The organism is Ruthenibacterium lactatiformans (assembly GCF_000949455.1).
Classification (GTDB): domain Bacteria; phylum Bacillota; class Clostridia; order Oscillospirales; family Ruminococcaceae; genus Ruthenibacterium; species Ruthenibacterium lactatiformans.
In genome coordinates, this window is record NZ_JXXK01000017.1 from 17494 (window position 1) to 37119 (window position 19626).

Consider the following 19626-nt stretch of genomic DNA (forward strand, 5'->3'; position numbering starts at 1 on the left):
CCCGGCGGGGATATGCAGGAAGGAGAGCGAAACGATGATCCATTTTGGAACGGGCGGCTGGCGCGCCGTCATCGGCGACGGCTTCACGAAAGCCAACGTCCAGCTGCTGACGCTGGCGCTGGCGCGTAAAATGCTGGATGAGGGCAGGGCCGACAAGGGCTTCGTCATCGGCTATGACAGGCGCTTTTTGAGCGAGGAGGCCGCCGGATGGGCCGCTGAGGTGATGGCGGGACAGGGCATCCTGTGCCGCATCATCCACCGGGAAAGCCCCACGCCTCTTATTATGTATACGGTGGCTGCCTATGGCCTGCCCTACGGCATGGCCATCACGGCCAGCCACAACCCGGCCGTCTACAACGGCATCAAGGTGTTTATGGAGGGCGGGCGCGACGCGGACGAAACGCTTACCGCCGCCTTTGAGGGCTATATCCGCGAGCTGGAAGGCGAGCCTGTGGAGACGGTGCCCTACGAAGAAGGGCTTGCTGCAGGCAGTATCCAACTCATCGACCCGATGAACGACTACATCGACAGCATCCTCAAAATGGTGGATGCAGAGGCCATCCGGTCCCGCGGCCTGCACGTGGTGCTGGACCCCATGTACGGCGTGTCCAAGACGGCGCTGCAGACCATCTTGCTCACCACCCGGTGCGACGTAGAGGTCATCCATGAGCGGAGGGACACGCTGTTCGGCGGCCGGCTGCCCGCGCCCAACCTCAAGACGCTGGCGGGCCTGACGAACTATGTGGAAGAACACGGCTGCGACATCGGCATCGCCACCGACGGCGACGCGGACCGCCTGGGTGTCATTGACGATAAGGCGGAGTTCCTGCATCCCAATAAGATTCTGGTGCTGCTGTATTACTATCTGATGCGGTACCGCGGCTGGCGCGGCGCAGCGGTGCGGAACCTGGCCACCACCCATCTGCTGGACCGCATTGCCGAGGACTTCGGCGAGACCTGCTACGAGGTGCCTGTGGGCTTTAAATATGTGTCTGCCAAGATGGTGGAGACCGGCGCCATCATCGGCGGCGAAAGCTCCGGCGGGCTGACGGTGCGCGGGCACATCCAGGGCAAGGACGGCATTTATGCCGCCGCGCTGCTGGTTGAGGCCATTGCCAAAACAGGCCGCAGGCTCAGCGCGCTGTGGGACGAAATCACGCAGAAATACGGTGCCGCCGAGATGGCGGAACACGATTTTCATTTCAGCAGCGCCGAAAGGACGCGCATCTTCAAGCTGCTGATGGAGGACAAACAGCTGCCGGAATTCCCTTGCGAGATCGCCAAGGTCAGCTACATGGACGGCTGCAAGGTGTACTTCAAAAACGGCGGCTGGGTCATCGCGCGCTTTTCCGGCACCGAGCCGCTGCTGCGCGTGTTCTGTGAGATGGATACCATGGAAAATGCGGAAAAATTTGCCAAAATTTTGACGGAGTTTTTGTCGCTGTAACGAAAAGCGACCGAAAAGCGGGGAAAGGGGGACATTGTCCCCCTTTTTTGCTATAATAGCGGGCAGGACGCGCGGATGCTTGCAAAGCGCGCCGGGAAAGAGGCGGAGGCATGGAACGGCAGAAAATGAAACACAGGCGGCAGCTCGGCCTGCGGCAGGGGATGCTGGGCATTATCCTGCTGTGCTGGGTGCTGCCCGTTGTGCTCATCGTCACGCTGGGCGGTGTATATATTCTGGACAGCATGACGCGGCAGTACCGCAGCGATATGATGCGCAGCGCACAAAGCGCCGCGGCCATCACCGGGCGCAACCTGGATTCCATGATCGCCGCCAGCCGTAAGGCCAGTTATATCGCCACCATGGGCAATGCCTGGGCATCCTACACGAAAACGGGCGATTACGTCACGTTTTACAACGAGATGCAGACCTTTCTCACCCAGCAGTACCGCTACGACGACAAATTCCGCAATACTATCGTCACGCTGGTGGACGATCCAGCAGCGCCTATCTATACCTCCAACACCTCGTATACCTCCATACGCAAATATCAGCAGCATGTGCGGGACGAAGTACTGGTCCGCAGCGAAGCGCTGGGCACCGGCATCGGTTTCTTTGCGGCGGACGGCAGCCTGTACATGATGCGCAACCTGCTGGACGCCAACTACCGCACCTACGGCGTGCTGGTGATGGAGCTGAACACCGACACGCTGTTCGACAGTATGCGCAGTGTCATCTGGATGACGGACGCTACGGTCTGGCTGGGCGACGCGGAGTATACCGTTGCGGGCAGCGTGCGGGATGCGGGAGAGCTGCGCGGGAACATCCGTGCGGGCGGCCAGGGCGGCGCGCCCGCGCAGGGCAGCTACGCCGTCTGGGGCAGTGAAAGCGTAGTGCCCGGCTGTGCGCTGGAATACATTGTCTACTCCGACACCGCGGCCATGCGCGCCCAGCTGCGCAGCACGGCTTTGCTGCTGGCTGCGCTGCTGGCCGCGCTGCTGCCGCTGATGGGAGCGGTCATCGCGTTTCTGTACCGCAAGGTAAACCGGCCCATCGTCACGCTGAGCGGGGCTTCGGCGCACATCGAGCAGGGTGAATTCGGCATTCAGGTGGACGCCGGGCGGCTGGGCAGCAAGGAGTTCGCCTATCTGGGCAACAGCTTCAACGCCATGAGCGACAAGCTGAAAAATCAGTTCGAGCGCATCTATAAGGAGGAGCTGGCCCTGCGGGACGCGAAGATCATGGCTCTGCAGAGCCAGATCAACCCCCATTTTCTGAATAACACGCTGGAGATCATCAACTGGGAAGCGCGCCTGGCCGACGACGTGAAGGTATGTCAGATGCTGGAGGCGCTGTCCACGATGCTGAACGCGGCCATGGACCGTAAGCACCGGCCGCTCATCCACCTCTCCGAGGAAATGATGTATGTGGACGCGTACCTGTTCATCATCCGGGAGCGGTTGGGCAAGCGGCTGACCGTGGAAAAGGAGATCTCCCCCGAAACGCTGGACTGCTATGTGCCGCGCCTGGTGCTGCAGCCTTTGCTGGAAAACGCCGTGGAGCACGGCATCAATCCCGTGCAGAAAGGCACCATCATCATCCGCGCTTACCGCGAGCAGGACAGGCTGCTGCTGGAGATCGAGAACGACGGCGTAACCACCTACGACGACCTGATGAAGATCCAGACGCTTCTCTCGGACGAGCCGCTGCCGGAGGGAACGGGCAGCGCTTCGCTGGGCATCCGCAACGTACACGAGCGGGTAAAGATCATCTACGGGCAGGAGAGCGGCCTTTCTATCACAATCACTGAAAAAGGGAATACGCTGTCGAGAATGAATATCAAATTTGAACAAGACGGGCAATAATATGCAATAAAAAACAAGTTCGTTCATTCAGTTTTTGTGCAAACTGGTATAACATTATAAGCACAGGGAGGCATTCGGACGGTGCTGTGAACGCCGCGCATGCCCCCAGAAAATGGGAGGTTTGAAACATGAAAAAGACACTCGCGATCATTCTTGCGCTGTGCCTCGGCGCTTCCATGCTGGCCGCCTGCGGCGGTTCCGGCTCCAGCGCTCCGGCTTCCGCGTCCGTGGCCGGAAGCACAGGCTCCTCCGCCCCCGAAGCAAAGCCTGTTGAGATCCGCGTCGTGACGTCCTACGGCGGCGACGACGGCAACCGCGCCAATTATGAAGAAGCGGTGGCGGGTTACGAAGCGGCCACGGGCAACACTGTGGTAGACGAATCCGCCACCTCAAACGAGCAGTGGAAGGCCCAGGTCAAAGCCGACTTCCAGACCGGAAGCGAACCGGACGTGCTCTTCTTCTTCACGGGTACTGACGCCAGCGAGTTTATCAAGAACGGCAAGGTCGTGTCCATCGAGGAGATCCGCAAGGAATACCCGGACTATGCATCCAACATGCTGGATGCGGCCATGCCCCTTTCCTTTGTGGACGCCAAGGCCTACGCCGTTCCGTCCAGCGGATATTGGGAAGGCATGTTCGTGAACAAAACCGTTCTGGCCGACTGCGGCCTGGAGGTCCCCGGCCCCGATACGACCTGGGACGAGTTCATGGAGATGTGTGAGACCATTAAAAGCAAGGGCTATACGCCCATCGCCTGCTCCCTGCAGGAGGTGCCGCACTACTGGTTCGAGTTCTGCATCCTGAACCAGGGCGACGTGGCCAAGCACGCCGAGGTCCCTGCTTCCGGCGCCGACGAAGCGGGCCAGCGCTGGGTCGCGGGCCTGAACACCCTCAAAGAGATGTACGAAAAGGGCTATTTCCCCGCAAATACCCTGACGGCGGGTGACGCCGACACATTCCAGATGATGGCCGACAACAAAGCCGCGTTCGCCATTGACGGCTCGTGGAAGGTGGGCTGGTTCACCGGCAGCGAGGACGCCGCAGGCAACGTGGAGAACATCGACGATTACACCGTTACTTATGTGCCGGGCAGCGGCAGCCGCAAGGCCACGGACATCGTGGGCGGCATTTCCATGGGCTACTACATCACCGAGAAAGCCTGGAGCGACCCCGAAAAGCGCGATGCGGCCGTCCAGTTCGTGGAATACATGACCACCGACGATATGGTCAACAAGTTCGCGGGCGGCGCCCCTACGGCGCTGAAATCCGGCCTGCCCGAAGCGGCGGATACCGACAGCCTGCACGCGGCGGCCGTCACCATGTTCAACGGCAAGACAGGCATGGCCAGCGCCGTGCAGGATGCGCTGAACCAGACTGCCCGCGGCGTTCTGTTCGCCTCTGTCAAGGATGTTGTGACAGGCACCCTGGCGCCGGAGGAGGCCATTGAGACGGCCCTCGCCACCCCGCTGGCAGATTCCTGACGCAAGCGATATAAGCAGCCAATACGGCCGGAGAGCTTGGAAACGGCTCTCCGGCCTTTTTTGAAAAAACGGGCCTTCGGCCGCGGCGCATGCCGTGCCGCACGCCCCCGGGGCCGTCCGCCGCACCGAACGGCGGCGCGTCCGTCCGAAAAACGACGGCGCTTCGCGCGCCCGCATCCCGCAGACAAACGCAGAAAAGAAGGGGAGCCTTGCCATGAATGCGATGATCTACAAAAAGAAAGGCCCGCTCGTGCTGTTCCTCGTGCCGACCTTCCTCTTTTTGACCATGTACTTATACTATCCGTTTTTGATGAATATCTACAACAGCCTCAACAAGATCGGCGGCCTGGGCGAGAGCAGCCGCGGCCTGAACGAGCCGGTATGGGAGAACTACGTCAAGATGTTCACAGACCCGCTCATGCGCACCGCGCTGAAGAACACCATGATTCTGATGATTCTGACCGTGGTGTTTCAGGTGGGCATCGCGCTGGTGCTGGCGCTGATGGTGGACAATATCAAGGTGGGGGCGAAATTCTTCCGCACCGTGTATTTTTTTCCCATCGTCATCAGCGCCACAGCGCTGGGCCTTCTGTTCAACCTGATCTTTCTGTACGACGGCGGCATGCTCAACCAGCTTCTGCAGAACCTGGGCCTCGCCGCGGAGAATATCGACTGGAAAGACCCCGCCCACTTTTTCGTCACGATGATGGTACCTGTTATCTGGCAGTATGTGGGGTTTTATTTTGTTATTCTCGTCACAGGGCTGAACAATATCTCTACCGATATTTATGAGGCGGCCGAGATTGACGGGGCCAGCGGCCTGGGGCGCATCCGGTATATCACCCTGCCGCTGCTGCACAACACGCTGTGTACCTGCCTGGTGCTGGCCATTACCGGCTCGCTGAAGGTGTTCGACCTGCCGTGGACCATGTTTGTGGGCGGCCTGCCGCTGGACAAATCCTGGCTGACCGGCACATATATGTACTACCAGACTATGGTGCTGCAGGACGTGGACTACGGCTCGGCCATCGCCATCCTCATCGTGGTGCTGGGTGTTGTGATCAGCCAGATCGCGAACCGCATCTTCAAAGAAAAAGATTATTAAGGGGGGCGTTTTTTATGACACGCAGACGCTTTCCCGTGGGAAAAACGCTCCTCTATGGGTTTATGTCCCTGTGGGCGCTCACGACGATCTATCCTTTTATCTGGGTCATCCTCAATTCCTTCAAGCCGCGCGGGCTGATCCGCAGCGATACATTCTCGCTGCCCATCGGCGACAAATTCACACTGGAGAACTACGTCACCGCCTTCAAGCGCGTTGACATCGGCACGGCCTATGTCAACAGCATTGTCATCAGCGGCGCCGTCACTGTGGTGGTGATGGTGCTGGCTGGGCTTGCCGCCTACGCTATGGTGCGGTACAGCTTCCGGCTGCGGGGCTTTCTGCATTCCATGATCATCGCCAGCATGATGTTCCCGGTGTTCTCCACGATCATCCCGGTGTTCCGCATGGAGTCGTCCTGGGGCATCGTGAATACAGGCAGCATTTGGCTGACGCGGCTCTCGGTCGTCCTGCCGCAGATTGCGGGCAACCTGTCGTTTGCCATCATTGTGCTGATGGGCTTCATCCGCAGCCTCCCGGTGGATCTGGAGGAAGCCGCTTATCTGGAAGGCTACAACGTCTACCAGATATTCTTCCGAATCATCATGCCGCTGGCCAAGCCCAGCTTTGCCACGGTGGGCATCTTCACGTTTCTGTGGAGCTACAACGACCTTTTTTTACAGATGTTTTTCCTGCGCAGCAAAAAATTCTTCACCATCACGCGCCTGCTGAATGAGATATCCAGCCAGGCGGGCACGAACTACGGCCTGATGGTGGCCGCGGTGGTGATGGTCGTGATTCCGGTGCTGGTGGTCTATATCTTCCTGCAGAACTATATCATTAAGGGGATGACTGCCGGCGCGGTGAAGGGCTGACAGCTTTTGCGGCGCATTTTACAGGTGCTCCCCTTTTTCGCGCGGCGGGCGGGCGTGTCCTGTGTTCGGTGCATGGGGCGCGCCCGGTGCCGCGCTTTTCCACCGTTGGGCGGGGGAATGGAAATATGGTATAATATGTCCGGTTGGTGAACACGAGCGGTACGCGAAGTGTGAGCTTAAAAATATGGTATAATAACCTCAAAGCCGCCGCTTGCGCGGCTGCGCGTGTGCATTGCACACGCCCCTGTGCTGACGCACAGGGCTTTGAGAACATTGGACCATGCAAAACCGCAATAGATGCGGTTTTATTGAGGCCGCTTCGCGGTGTTATGGTATACTATGACCATAGGCAAAAACAGTGTGGTGATATAGGATGTATAAGGTGATGATCGTGGACGACGAGGATATCATCGTCAGCGGCCTGGTAAAGGTGATGCCCTGGGCGAAGTATGGCTGCGAAGTGGCGGCTACCGCGTCCGACGGGCTTGCGGCGCAGGCCGTGCTGCGGGAAAAGCGACCGGATATCCTGTTCACGGATATCTGCATGCCGGGCGCGGACGGGCTTGCGCTGCTGGCGGCTGTACGCAGCGAGTTCCCAGACATGCAGGTGACGATCCTGAGCGGGTTCCCGGATTTTGAGTACGCCCAGCGGGCCATCGGCCTGGGTGTGGTGCGGTATGTACTTAAGCCCAGCAAGATGCATGAGCTGGAAGAGGCGCTGGCCGTCATGGTGGAAAACCTGGGCGGCGCGCCCGCGTCCGGCGCGGTGCAGTCTGCGGAAAATGCGCAGAATTTCATCATAAAGAAAGCGGTGCAGTACATTGAGCAGCATTATGCGGAAAAACTGACGCTGCCCGACGTGGCGGACAAGGTCTACGTCAGCCAGTGGCACCTCTCTAAGCTCATTGCCAAGAACACTGGCCAGAGTTTTTCCGACCTGCTCAACGGCGTTCGCATCGCCAAAGCAAAGGAGCTGCTGGCCGACCCAGCCCTCAAGGTCTGGGAAGTGAGCGACGCGGTGGGCTTTGCGGATGTGACGCATTTTTCCCGCATTTTCAAAAAAATGGAGAATATGAGCGCCAACGAATACCGCAATAAGCAGATTGCAAGATGACCCTGCGTTAAAACAAAACCGCGCCCCGTATGCTGCACACGGGGCGCGGTTTTGCGCGCCTTACACCTCAGACGCGCGCTTGGCTTTCCAGCGTGCGGCCAGACGCAGCAGGCCGAACACGGGCAGGCACAGCAGGAACCAGTAAAAGCTGAACAGGGGGCATATCTGTCCCAGCACATTGCCGAATTCCCGGCTGTAATCCCATACCTGCCAGCCCAGCGCCCGGTTCACCACCAGCCCTACGGCTAATTCCGCCGCTGTGATGAACGCCGTGCCCAGCGCGGCCTGCACGGCGATGTTCATGCCGGGGTATCGCCGCGCGATCCACACCAGAGCCAGCACGCATATGCCGCCCAGCAGGGCCATGCTCCAGTGCGTGTGTCCCCGCGCCAGGATCTCGATACAGGGATATCCGGTGGCACCCACCGCGAAAGCCGTTGCCTTTTCCTTCATTTACACATCACCCGGGTATAGGATGCGCCGTTTTTGCACGGAATATCACAAACAATTGCGCCGCCCATTGCTATTTGTGGGGGAAAGATGGTAAAATATATAAGACCATAAACTGAGAATGGAGTAGTTATGCAAAAGACAAAGGTCAGCGCGTGCATCGTTGTGTACGGCGGTGGGGAAGAAGCGGCACAGGCCGCGCGCTCTCTGGTGGAGCACACACGGGACGCGGCGCTTTCGCTCACACTGGTGGACAACGCCTCGCCGGACGGCGCGGGCGAATGGCTTGCGGCGCAGCAGCTTGGCCCCGGAGTGAAGGTGGTGCGCCTGCCCGAGAACGTGGGCTTCGGCAGCGGGCATAACACCGTGCTGCCACAGCTGGACAGCGTTTACCATTTTGTGGTGAACCCGGATATCACGTTGGACGACGACGCCGTTTCAAAGCTGTGCGCGTGGATGGACGCTCACCCGGATGTGGTGATGGCGACGCCGCGCCTGCTGTTCCCGAACGGGGCCGAGCAGTATACGGCAAAGCGGAGGCCCAGCTTTCTGGCGCTGCTGGCCCGGCAGGTTCCGCTGCCGTTTTTGAAGGGCGTGGAACGGCATTATCTGATGCAGGACGAGGATCTGTCCCGCCCGCAGGAGATCGAGTTCTGCACGGGCTGTTTTTTTGTGATGCGCACCGAGGCGTTCCGCCGCATGGGCGGCTTCGACGAGGGTTATTTTATGTATGTGGAGGACGCGGATATCACCCGCAAGGCGCAGGAATACGGCAAGGTGATGTACGTGCCCGAGGCGCATGTCTATCATGCCTGGCACCGGGACACAAAGAAAAAGTGGAAGAATTTCTGGATGCAGATCCGCTCGATGCTCCGTTACTGGCGCAAATGGGGCTTCCGAATGGTTTGAGGGGCGGGTATTTTCCCGGGAAAACACGGGGAAGCCTGCATCGTTTTACGTATGCAGATGTACAGCAGAGAAAAAAGAAAAGCAAAGGAGCAGGAACAATGAAGGGAATCATACTGGCCGGGGGCGCCGGCACGCGGTTGTATCCGCTGACGATGGTCACCTCGAAGCAGCTTTTGCCGGTGTACGACAAGCCGATGATCTATTATCCGCTGTCCACGCTGATGCTGGCGGGCATTCAGGATATCCTGATCATCTCAACACCGGAGGACACGCCCCGTTTTGAATCGCTGCTGGGCGACGGAAGCCAGTTCGGCGTGAAGCTGTCGTACAAGGTGCAGCCCTCGCCGGACGGCCTGGCGCAGGCGTTCATTCTGGGGGATGCATTCATCGGGGACGAGCCATGCGCCATGGTGCTGGGCGACAACATTTTTTACGGCAACGGCTTTTCCAGGCTGCTGCGCGCGGCGGTGGAAAACGCCGAAAACGGACGCGCTACGGTGTTCGGCTATTATGTGAACGATCCCGAGCGCTTCGGCATCGTGGAATTTGATGAAAACGGCAAGGTCGTTTCCGTGGAGGAAAAGCCCGCGCAGCCAAAATCCAATTACGCGATCACGGGCCTGTATTTCTACGACAAACGCGTGGTTCAGATGGCGAAGGAGGTAAGGCCCTCGGCCCGCGGCGAGCTGGAGATCACGACGCTCAACGAGATGTACCTGAAAAAGGGCGATCTGGACGTGCAGCTTTTGGGCCGCGGCTTTGCCTGGCTGGACACCGGCACGATGGACAGCCTTGTGGACGCGGCGGATTTTGTGCGCATGGTGGAGAAGCGCCAGGGCATCAAGATCTCTGCGCCCGAGGAGATCGCCTACAAAAACGGCTGGATCACAAAGGATAAGCTGATGGAAAGCGCCCGGCGCTACGGCAAAAGCCCCTACGGCGAGCACCTGAAGCGAGTGGCCGAGGGGCGGCTGCAGTATTGAGGCACCCTTCGGGCCGAATGAAGTGCAAAACAGAAAAAGAGGAAAATATTATGAAAATACTCATCACAGGTGCGAACGGGCAGCTTGGGACAGAGCTGCGCCGGTGCATTGCCGCGGGAAAAACGGAGCTGGGGCCCCTGCCCGCAAAGCTGCAGCGCGCCACCGTGCTTGCCACGGACGTGGACACGCTGGACATCACAAACCGCCACGAGGTGGCTGCCTATGTGCGCCATCACGCGCCGGACGCCATCATTTCCTGCGCGGCGTTCACCAATGTGGACGGCTGCGAAACAAACCGGGAGGCGGCCTTTGCGGTGAATGCCTTGGGTGCGCGCAACCTGGCCATGGCCGCGGAGGAGATTGGCGCAAAGCTGGTGCATGTCTCCACAGATTATGTGTTCAGCGGCGACGCGGCGCAGCCCGTCTGGGAATACGACCTGCCCGCGCCGCGCTCGGTCTACGGCAAAACAAAGCTGCTGGGCGAGCAGTATGTACAGCAGTTCTGCACGCACTATTTCATTGTGCGTACGGCGTGGCTGTACGGCTACGCGGGCAACAACTTTGTCAAGACGATGCTTCGTCTGGCCAGGCAGAACGGCGGCGTGACGGTGGTGGACGACCAGCTGGGCAACCCCACCAATGCGGCGGATCTGGCCCACGAGATATTGAACCTGCTGGTGACCAAGGAATACGGCGTGTACCACTGCACGGGCGAGGGCGTGTGCTCCTGGTGCGAGTTCGCAGCCGAGATCATCCGCCTTTCCGGCATCCCCGCCACGGTGACACCCTGCACGACGGAGCAGTTCATCGCCGGAGCGAAAAAGCAGATCGCGCCGCGCCCGGCGTATTCGGCGCTGGAAAACGCCATGCTGAAAGCGACTATCGGAAATGAAATGCGCGATTGGAAAACCGCGCTGGCCTGTTTTTTTGAAAACTACAAACCGGAGGAGTAAACACATGAAAACCTATCTCGTCACCGGCGGCGCCGGGTTCATCGGCTCCAACTTCGTGCTGTATATGCTGGAGAAGTACAAGGATATCACCATTGTCAACGTGGACAAGCTGACCTATGCGGGCAATCTGGAGAACCTCAAGAGCATCGAGGGCGACAAACGCCATGTATTCGTGCAGGCCGATATCTGCGACCGGGAGGCCATCACGGCGCTGTTCGGACAGTATGATTTTGATTTTGTCATCAACTTTGCGGCTGAGAGCCATGTGGACCGCAGCATCACGAACCCCGAGATCTTCGTCAAGACGAACGTGGAGGGCACGGTGAATATGCTGCAGTGCGCCAAGAACGCCTGGTATAGGGACGGCAAGTGGGCCGAGGGCAAAAAGTATCTGCAGGTCTCCACGGACGAGGTGTACGGCAGCCTGGGCGAGACAGGCTATTTCATGGAGACCACTCCGCTGGACCCCCACAGCCCCTACTCCGCCAGCAAGACGAGCGCAGACCTGTTCGTGAAGGCCTTCGGCGATACCTACGGCATGCCTGTGAACATTACCCGCTGCTCCAACAACTATGGTCCGTACCAGTTCCCGGAAAAGCTTATCCCGCTGATGATCAACAACGCCAAAACAAAAAAAGGCCTGCCCGTGTACGGCGACGGCATGAACGTGCGCGATTGGCTGTATGTGGAGGACCACTGCAAGGCCATCGACATGGTGGCCAGCGGCGGGCGCGTGGGCGAGGTGTACAATGTGGGCGGCCATAACGAGCGTCCGAACATCTTTATCGTGAAGAAGATCATTGAGATCCTGCACGATAAAGTAGACCCGTCCATCGACGAATCGCTCATCAAATATGTGGAGGATCGCATGGGCCACGACCGCCGCTACGGCATCGACCCGGAAAAGATCAAGAACGAACTGGGCTGGTACCCCGAGACGACGTTCGAGGTGGGAATCGAAAAGACCATCAACTGGTATCTGGAGCACGAGGACTGGATGAAAAACGTGACCAGCGGCGATTACCAGAAATATTATGCCGAGATGTACAAAAACAAATAGAACGGAATGCAAAAGCGCCGCCCCCGGGGGGCGGCGCTTGTTTTTTGCTGTTTGTCCGGTGGCTGGGCGGCGTTCTCAATACGCCTTGCCCCACACCACCATGGCCTTCGCGGGCTTGCCGCAGCAGGGGCATACGTCGGAAAGATGCTCCTGCGCGAAAGGCATGCACCGGCTGGAAAGCCCCGCCTTTTCCTTCATCATTTCCTCGCAGGCCAGATTGCCGCACCACATGGTCTTGATGTAGCCGTTCTCGCCTCCGGCGCGCTCCAGCACCTCGTCCATGGTCGTGGCCGTCCAGGTGCGCCCGGCGCGGTTTGCCTCGGCGCGGGCGTACAGGCTTTTGCCCAGCGCGTCCAGCAGAGCGGGGATGGCGGCCTCCAGGTTTTCCAGCTTTGTGAAGGCTTTTTCCCGGTTGTCACGGCGCACCAGCACGCATTGGCCGTTCTCGATGTCCTTGGGCCCGATCTCCAGGCGCAGGGGCACGCCTTTCATCTCCCACTGGGCAAATTTCCAGCCTGGGCTGTTTTCGCTGTCGTCCAGCTTCACACGCACGAATTTAGAGAGCCGCGCGCGCAGCTCCTCGGCCTTTTCCAGCACGCCGGGCTTGTGGGCGGCCACCGGTACGATGACCACCTGGTACGGCGCAATGGCCGGAGGCAGGATGAGCCCCTCGTCGTCGCCATGAGTCATGATGATGGCGCCGATGAGGCGCGTGCTCATACCCCAGCTTGTCTGGAAGGGATACTGCAGCGTATTGTCGCGTCCCGTAAACTGCACGCCGAACGCGCGGGAGAACCCGTCGCCAAAGTAATGGCTGGTGCCGCTCTGCAGCGCCTTGCCGTCGTGCATCATGGCCTCGATGGTATAGGTGGCTTCCGCGCCCGCAAATTTTTCCTTGTCCGTCTTTTTACCCTTGAGCACGGGAATGTTCAGCTCGTTTTCACAAAAATCAGCGTAGGTCTCCAGCTGCTGCTCGGTCTCCTCGATGGCCTCCTGCGCGGTTTCGTGGATGGTATGGCCCTCCTGCCACCAGAATTCCCGCGTGCGCAGGAAGGGGCGCGTGGTTTTTTCCCAGCGCACCACGCTGCACCACTGGTTGTATTTCATGGGCAGGTCCCGATAGGAGTGCAGCACGTGGGCGAAATGGTCGCAGAACAGCGTCTCGCTGGTGGGGCGCACGCAGAGGCGGTCCTCCAGCGGCTCGGAGCCGCCCATCGTCACCCAGGCCACCTCGGGGGCAAAGCCCTCCACATGGTCTTTTTCCTTTTGCAGCAGGCTTTCGGGGATGAACAGCGGCATGGCTACGTTCTCGTGCCCTGTGGCCTTAAAGCGCGCGTCCAGCAGATGCATGATGTTTTCCCAGATGGCATAGCCGTAAGGCCGCAGAATGACGCAGCCCTTGACGGTGGAATAATCCACCAGCTCTGCTTTCAGGCAGATGTCGGTATACCATTGGGTGAAATCTTCGTTGATGGGGGTGATGGCCTCCACCATTTTTTGTTCTGGCTCATTGTTTTGACTCCTCTTCTTTTCCGTTCGCGCCGCAGGCACACAAAAAATCCCCCTGCTGTGCGCATGGGGGATCGTCGTCAGGCAGATGCTCAGGAATTTTCTTCGATATAGCGGACAACGTCACCGACCGTGCGGAAGTTCTCGATCTGGTCGTCCGGCACTTCCAGGCCGAATTCGTCCTCAATGGACATCACGAGATCGACAACGTCCAGGCTGTCCGCCTCGAAATCTTCCATGATATCGGAGTCCATGGTGACTTTGTCTTCCTCCAAATCAAGCTGGTCGCAGATGATCTCGCGGATGCGCTCAAAAACCATAACTAAATTCCCTCCAAAATATCTCTGCGCGCGGCGCGCAAGAGGCCGCGCAAAGGTCTTATAAACTTTATATCGTGTTTTACAGAGGATGTCAAGCGTATTCGCAAAATATTTTTGCGCGGCATTTCATATGCGCGAAAACAGCAAAAACCGCCGCCCGAAACAGTGCTTTTGTTTTGTTGAACATCTGCAAAAAGGACGGAACATGCCGCGCTTTATGCCGCCCCGCTGAACAGCGGCTGCAGAAAACTCCACAGCACAGGTACCAGCAGCGCCGGCAGCATATTGGCGGTCTTGATCTTCGTCATGCCGAGAAAGTTGATGCCGATGCACAGCACCAGGCAGTAGCCCACGCCGCAGATCTGCCCCAGCAATTCACCCGCGAGGAACGGTTCCAGCGCACCCGCCAGAAGGGAAATGGCTCCCTGGTATACCAGAACAGGCAACGCGGCAAAGATGACGCCCGGGCCCAGCGTTGCGCCCAGCACCACAGAGGAGATGCCGTCCAGCAGGCTTTTGATGTACAGCACCGAGGCATCGCCCCGCAGCCCGTCGTTCAGCGCGCCGATGATGGCCATCGCGCCCACGCAGTAGATGAGGGCGCCGTTCACAAAGCTTTGGGCAAAGCCCGAAAGGTGCAGCCTGCGCTCCACAAGGCCGGACAAGCCGTTCAGCCTGTCGTCGATGCGCAGCGCCTCGCCCGCCAGCGTGCCCAGCACCAGGCTGATGATGAGCAGCAGCTCGCCCGAGGAGGCCAGCGTACCGTCCGCGTTCACCGTGAACATGGAGGAGATTACGCCGTTGAGCCCCAGCACCAGCACCGCAACGCCAAGCGCCTTGTTGATGGAGTCCTGATGGCTGCCCTTTACCCCTTTTTTCAGCAGCAGCCCAACGCAGCCTCCCGCCGCGATGGCCGCGGCGTTTACCAGCGTGCCTGTCATTTTTTCCGTCCCCCCGCATTTCTTTTATCCGGACGGCACTGTGCCCGCTTACAGCGAATGCATGCGCGCCGCCACCGGAATGCCTTCGGATGGTTCCGCATTTGGCCCCATACAGTGCCGCTTTTCCGTTTCAGTTCAGTGCCGTGTCGCCGGAGAACAGCTCCTCGGCCAGACGTCGCAGCCCCGCGTTTCCGGGGCTGCGCAGCGCCGGGTCCGCTCCGACGAGCGCCAGCGCCTCCTTCTGGGCTGCATACAATGCACGGCTGTCGGCCATCAGGTCCGCGATGCGCAGCGTGGGCAGGCCGTGCTGCCGGCTGCCGAAAAAGTCGCCCGGCCCGCGTGTTTCCAGATCGAATTTTGCGATTTCGAAGCCATCGTTCGTATGGCATAAAAACGAGAGCCGCTTTTTTACCGCATCGGTCGCATGGTCGCTGATGAGCACACAGTACGCTTCGCCTTTGCCGCGTCCCACGCGCCCGCGCAGCTGGTGCAGTGCCGAAAGGCCGTACCGCTCGGCGTTTTCGATCACGATGATATTGGCGTTGGGCACGTCCACGCCCACCTCGATGACCGTGGTGGACACCAGCACGTCCAGCGCACCGGCCTTAAAGGCGTCCATCACGGCGGCCTTTTCCGCGGCCTTCAGCCGCCCATGCATCAGTCCCACGCGGTAATGCTCCAAAAGGGGCTGGGCTACATCCGTGTAATAGGTGGTGACGGCCTGCATGTCGTTTTCTCCCTCGTCGATGACGGGGCACACGATGTATGCCTGCCGCCCGGCGGCCAGCTGCCTGCGCACAAAGCCGTACATGTCCGCGCGCTTTTTGCCCGTGATGGCATAGGTCTTGACGGGTGTGCGCCCGGGCGGCAGTTCATCCAGCACCGAGATGTCCAGGTCTCCGAACATCAGAAGCCCCAGCGTGCGGGGAATGGGCGTGGCGCTCATCACCAGCAGGTGGGGATGGTCGGCCTTGGCGGCCAGCAGGCTGCGCTGCCGCACGCCGAAGCGGTGCTGCTCGTCCGTCACCGCAAAGCCCAGCCGCGCGAATTCCACGCCCGCGCTCAGCACAGCGTGAGTACCTACCACCAGTTCCACTTCACCCGCGGCAATGGCCCGCAGCGCGGCCTTTTTCGCCGCGCCCTTCACGCTGCCCGTCAGCAGCGCCACACGGATGCCCAGCGGCGCCAGCAGGCGGTCCAGCGTGTCCGCGTGCTGTGCCGCTAAAATCTCGGTGGGGGCCATGAGCACGCTCTGGTAGCCGCTCTGCGCGGCCGCGTAAACGCCCGCCGCCGCCACCAGCGTTTTTCCGCTGCCCACGTCGCCCTGTAAAAGCCGGTTCATGGGCGTCTTTTTCCCCAAATCGGCTAAAATCTCCTGTGCTGCGCGCCGCTGTGCGCCGGTGGGCGCGAAGGGCAGTGCGTTCCAAAAAGGGGACAGGTCCGCCGGGCGCATGGGCGCGCCCGTGTGTGCGGCCTCCCGTCCGCGCAGCAGCAACAGGCCCAGCTGCAGCGCCAGAAGCTCCTCGAAGATCAGCCGCCGCCGCGCAGCCTGCACGTCCTGCCGGCTCTGGGGGAAGTGAATCTTCTGCAAGGCCTCGGCCTTGCCGCACAGGCGGTATTTTTCGATCAGCGCGGCGGGCAGCGGTTCTTCGATATCCGGTGCGGCGGCAAATGCAGCACGCACACACTTGGCCAGGTACGCGCTGCTCACGCCCTCTGTCTGCGGATACACAGGCACCAGTGGCGAGGCCGCGGCGCTCTCTACCGTCAGCATTACGGGATTCACCATCTCCCGTGCCGTGAATGTGCCGCCCACTTTGCCGAAGAACAGATATTCGCGCCCGACTTCCAGCTTTTGAAGCGCATACGGATTGTTGAAATAGGTCAAAATTAAACCGGCTGTATCATCTCCGGCCGTTGCCTTTGCCATCTGGCGGCCGCCGCGGATGCGCGCGCCGCCGTTTTTGCCGTATACGGTGGCGCGCACCACACACTTCACGTCATAGGGGGCGCCGGCAACAGGGTAGGGGTGGGAGTAGTCCACATAATCCCGGGGGTAAAAGCCCAGAAGGTCGTCCACAGTGCGGATGCCCAGCCTGGTGAGCTGGGCGGCACGTTTTTCCCCAACGCCTTTTAAATAGCGGATATCCAAGCCTGCGCCCTCCTTTTCTGCGGTATGCACGTGGATACCGGGTACGCGGCATTCACGGCAGTGAGCAGTGAATAAAAAAAGCGCCGCCGATTCCGGCGGCGCTTATATTTCTGGTCATATCCTGTTGCTAAGCGCACAGTCCCACGTACTGTCCCGCAACCATTCGGCGGGCACAGCAATCCCATGCACGCGGATGCATCAGCGCGCGGCCGCGCCGGCGGCCGGAAGGTTATTATTCCACGCTTATGATATAGTAATACACCGGCTGGCCGCCGTTCAGGTGTGTGACTTCGATGCCTGCCGGGCATTTCGCCTGTACCAGCTCAGTGGTGCGGGCGGCGTCCTCCTCGCTGACATCGCAGCCGGAGATGACGGTGATGAAATTCGTATCTTTTTTGCACATGCTGCGCGCCAGGCGGTACGTCACCTTGGTGACGTCGGTGCCCGTGGCCACCAGCTTACCGTTCTCCAGCGCCAGGATCTCGCCTTTTTTGATCTTGCGGCCGTCGAAATCGCTGTCGCGGGCAGCAAAGGTGACAAGGCCTGTTGCAACTTTGTCCGCCGCCTGCATCATGTTGGTGGCGTTTTCGTACTCGGAGGCGTCCGGGTCAAAGTTGAGCATAGCTGTGATGCCCTGGGGAATGGTGCGGGTGGAAAGCACGACGATAGTGCGGTCCGCAATGCCCTGGGCCTGCTCGGCGGCCATAATGATGTTTTTGTTGTTGGGCAGCACAAACACCGTCTTGGCGGGCACGCTCTGCACAGCGGCCACGATATCGGCCGTGGAGGGATTCATCGTTTGCCCGCCGGACACCACGGCGTCAGCGCCAAGGTCGGTGAAGATGGCCTTGAGGCCCTCGCCTGCGGCGACGGCCACGAAGCCAAACGCCCGGTCGTTGTCCACGGCGGCGTAGGTGAACTCGTTGCCCGTATCCGCGGCCTCGGCGGCGGCCTGCTTTTTCAGCCCCTCGCCCTGCGCCTGGCGGGACAGAAACTGCTCGTGCATGTTTTCAATTTTGAAATTTGTCAGGTAGCCGTACTGCAGCGCATGGCTGACGATCTTGCCCGGGTCCGCAGTGTGGACGTGGCAGTTGATGACCTCATCGTCCTCGATGACCACGACGCTGTCGCCGTTGCTCTCCAGGAAGGCGCGCAGCTTATTGCTGCTGGCACCGTCGTTTTTGTTCACCAGAAACTGGGTGCAGTAACCGTTTTTGATGTCTTCGACCTTCATCAGGTCGTCGGTGTAAACGCCCTTGCCTGCGCCGCTGGTGGAGAGCTTGGCGCTCTTCTCCGGCGCTTCGTCAGCGGCGATGATATGGTTGTCTTTAAAAACGGAGAGCATGCCCTCGAAGATATACACAAGGCCCTGGCCGCCCGCGTCCACAACGCCGGCCTTTTTCAGCACCGGCAGCTGCTCGGGCGTGTTGTCCAGCGCGCGCTGGGCGGCGGTGCACACCAGCTGCCACAGCTCCACCGCGTCCGCGATGCCGCTGGCCGCGGCTTCCTCGCTGGCCACACGGGCCACCGTCAGCATCGTGCCCTCGGTGGGTTTCATCACGGCCTTGTATGCGCCCTCAACGCCTTTTTCCAGCGCCTGCACAAGGTCCTTTGCATCGGCTGTTTTTTTGCCCTGCAGCGCCTTGGAAAAGCCGCGGAACAGCAGGCTGGAAATAACGCCGGAGTTGCCGCGCGCGCCGCGCAGCATGGCGCTGGCCGTTACCTGCGCGGCCTTTTCCACGGTGCAGTCGTCGGGCAGGTTCAGAAGCTCTGTCCGCGCGGCGCCGATGGTCATGCCCATGTTGGTGCCGGTATCGCCGTCCGGCACGGGGAAAACGTTCAGCTCGTCGACCTTGGCGCGGCGGTTGGAAAGGTTGTTCGCGCCGGAGATGATGCTGTTTTTCAAAGTCAAACCAGTAATCATTTCGTTTCTTCACCTCAAACAATGTTTCGGCCGGCGGCCGGGTGCCCGGACGGGCACGCTTCAGACGATGTCGTCCACGTAAACGTCGATGCGCTCCACCTTCAAAGTGGTGGCGTCCTCCACGGCGTACTTCACTTTATGAGTGATGCTGCGCACGATGGCCGCAATGTTCAGCCCGTAGGTCACCTTGATATGCAGCTCGATCACCAGCTTGCCGTCCTCTTCCGTGACGCGTACACCCTTGTCGGGATAATTGGTGCCGAGCACGATGGTTTTGAGACTGTCGGACGTGCCGCCCGTGGCCATGCCGCACACACCGTAGCAGCTCTGGGCGGCGGCGCCCACCAGGCCCGCGAAATAGTCGCTGGTCATGCAGACCTTGCCAAGGGGGTTGTAGAACTTGATCAAAACCGATCACTCCTTTACTGCACGCGCGGGGCCTCCGCGCGATGGAATCCATTATATTATACACCGCAAAGGCCCGATTGTACAGGTTTTGCACGGGTTTATTTCTTTTTCGCATGCGCGTACGGAAATAGATGTA

Annotated in this window: 17 protein-coding genes; 10 read left to right on the top strand and 7 right to left on the bottom strand. The window is 59.8% G+C overall.

What is annotated here, in order from left to right; all coding sequences use genetic code 11:
- Positions 1-34 precede the first annotated feature (34 nt).
- The 6 genes from TQ39_RS11900 (at position 35) to TQ39_RS11925 (ending at position 7881) form a co-directional block, all read left to right on the top strand.
- Positions 35-1447, top strand: coding sequence for a phosphoglucomutase/phosphomannomutase family protein (locus TQ39_RS11900; protein WP_009325333.1), 1413 nt, complete (start codon positions 35-37; stop codon positions 1445-1447).
- Positions 1448-1557: 110 nt separating this feature from the next.
- Positions 1558-3309, top strand: a complete 1752-nt coding sequence (locus tag TQ39_RS11905; protein ID WP_050005671.1) for a sensor histidine kinase — start codon at positions 1558-1560, stop codon at positions 3307-3309.
- A 128-nt stretch (positions 3310-3437) separates the two neighbouring features.
- Positions 3438-4790: an ABC transporter substrate-binding protein gene (locus TQ39_RS11910; protein WP_009325331.1), complete on the top strand. Its 1353-nt coding sequence runs from the start codon at positions 3438-3440 to the stop codon at positions 4788-4790.
- 214 nt (positions 4791-5004) lie between these two features.
- Complete coding sequence (locus TQ39_RS11915) at positions 5005-5895, top strand: carbohydrate ABC transporter permease (protein WP_050005706.1); 891 nt, start codon at positions 5005-5007, stop codon at positions 5893-5895.
- A 14-nt stretch (positions 5896-5909) separates the two neighbouring features.
- Positions 5910-6767, top strand: a complete 858-nt coding sequence (locus TQ39_RS11920) for a carbohydrate ABC transporter permease (protein ID WP_050005672.1) — start codon at positions 5910-5912, stop codon at positions 6765-6767.
- A gap of 373 nt (positions 6768-7140) precedes the next feature.
- Complete coding sequence (locus tag TQ39_RS11925; protein WP_050005673.1) at positions 7141-7881, top strand: response regulator transcription factor; 741 nt, start codon at positions 7141-7143, stop codon at positions 7879-7881.
- A 60-nt stretch (positions 7882-7941) separates the two neighbouring features.
- Here the strand turns inward: TQ39_RS11925 and TQ39_RS11930 are convergent, their stop codons facing one another.
- Positions 7942-8334, bottom strand: coding sequence for a putative ABC transporter permease (locus tag TQ39_RS11930; protein ID WP_009325327.1), 393 nt, complete (start codon positions 8332-8334; stop codon positions 7942-7944).
- 129 nt (positions 8335-8463) lie between these two features.
- On the opposite strand from TQ39_RS11930, the gene TQ39_RS11935 reads away from it, so the two are divergent.
- From TQ39_RS11935 to rfbB, 4 genes are all read left to right on the top strand, one after another.
- The gene (locus tag TQ39_RS11935; RefSeq protein ID WP_050005674.1) at positions 8464-9240 is read left to right on the top strand and encodes a glycosyltransferase family 2 protein; all 777 of its coding nucleotides are present in this window, start codon (positions 8464-8466) and stop codon (positions 9238-9240) included.
- Positions 9241-9338: 98 nt separating this feature from the next.
- The gene (gene rfbA / locus TQ39_RS11940) at positions 9339-10223 is read left to right on the top strand and encodes a glucose-1-phosphate thymidylyltransferase RfbA (RefSeq protein ID WP_009325325.1); all 885 of its coding nucleotides are present in this window, start codon (positions 9339-9341) and stop codon (positions 10221-10223) included.
- A gap of 50 nt (positions 10224-10273) precedes the next feature.
- Entirely contained in the window at positions 10274-11176 is a 903-nt protein-coding gene (gene rfbD, locus TQ39_RS11945; RefSeq protein ID WP_009325324.1) for a dTDP-4-dehydrorhamnose reductase, read from the top strand.
- Positions 11177-11180: 4 nt separating this feature from the next.
- Positions 11181-12236 carry a dTDP-glucose 4,6-dehydratase gene (gene rfbB / locus TQ39_RS11950; protein WP_050005675.1) on the top strand — a complete coding sequence of 352 codons (1056 nt, stop codon included), beginning with the start codon at positions 11181-11183 and terminating at the stop codon, positions 12234-12236.
- A gap of 75 nt (positions 12237-12311) precedes the next feature.
- On the opposite strand, the gene proS is transcribed toward rfbB, so the two are convergent.
- The 6 genes from proS to TQ39_RS11980 all read right to left on the bottom strand — a co-directional run bounded on the left by proS (position 12312) and on the right by TQ39_RS11980 (position 19490).
- Complete coding sequence (proS, locus tag TQ39_RS11955) at positions 12312-13730, bottom strand: proline--tRNA ligase (RefSeq protein WP_050005676.1); 1419 nt, start codon at positions 13728-13730, stop codon at positions 12312-12314.
- Positions 13731-13837: 107 nt separating this feature from the next.
- Positions 13838-14065, bottom strand: coding sequence for an acyl carrier protein (gene acpP / locus TQ39_RS11960; protein WP_009325321.1), 228 nt, complete (start codon positions 14063-14065; stop codon positions 13838-13840).
- 215 nt (positions 14066-14280) lie between these two features.
- A complete protein-coding gene (locus tag TQ39_RS11965; protein WP_050005677.1) occupies positions 14281-15006 on the bottom strand; it encodes a DUF554 domain-containing protein in 726 nt (241 codons plus the stop codon).
- Between the two features lie 130 nt (positions 15007-15136).
- The gene (gene recG / locus TQ39_RS11970; protein WP_050005678.1) at positions 15137-17188 is read right to left on the bottom strand and encodes an ATP-dependent DNA helicase RecG; all 2052 of its coding nucleotides are present in this window, start codon (positions 17186-17188) and stop codon (positions 15137-15139) included.
- A gap of 202 nt (positions 17189-17390) precedes the next feature.
- Positions 17391-19082, bottom strand: coding sequence for a DAK2 domain-containing protein (locus tag TQ39_RS11975; RefSeq protein ID WP_050005679.1), 1692 nt, complete (start codon positions 19080-19082; stop codon positions 17391-17393).
- A 60-nt stretch (positions 19083-19142) separates the two neighbouring features.
- Positions 19143-19490 carry an Asp23/Gls24 family envelope stress response protein gene (locus TQ39_RS11980; protein ID WP_009325317.1) on the bottom strand — a complete coding sequence of 116 codons (348 nt, stop codon included), beginning with the start codon at positions 19488-19490 and terminating at the stop codon, positions 19143-19145.
- Between the last annotated feature and the right edge of the window lie 136 nt (positions 19491-19626).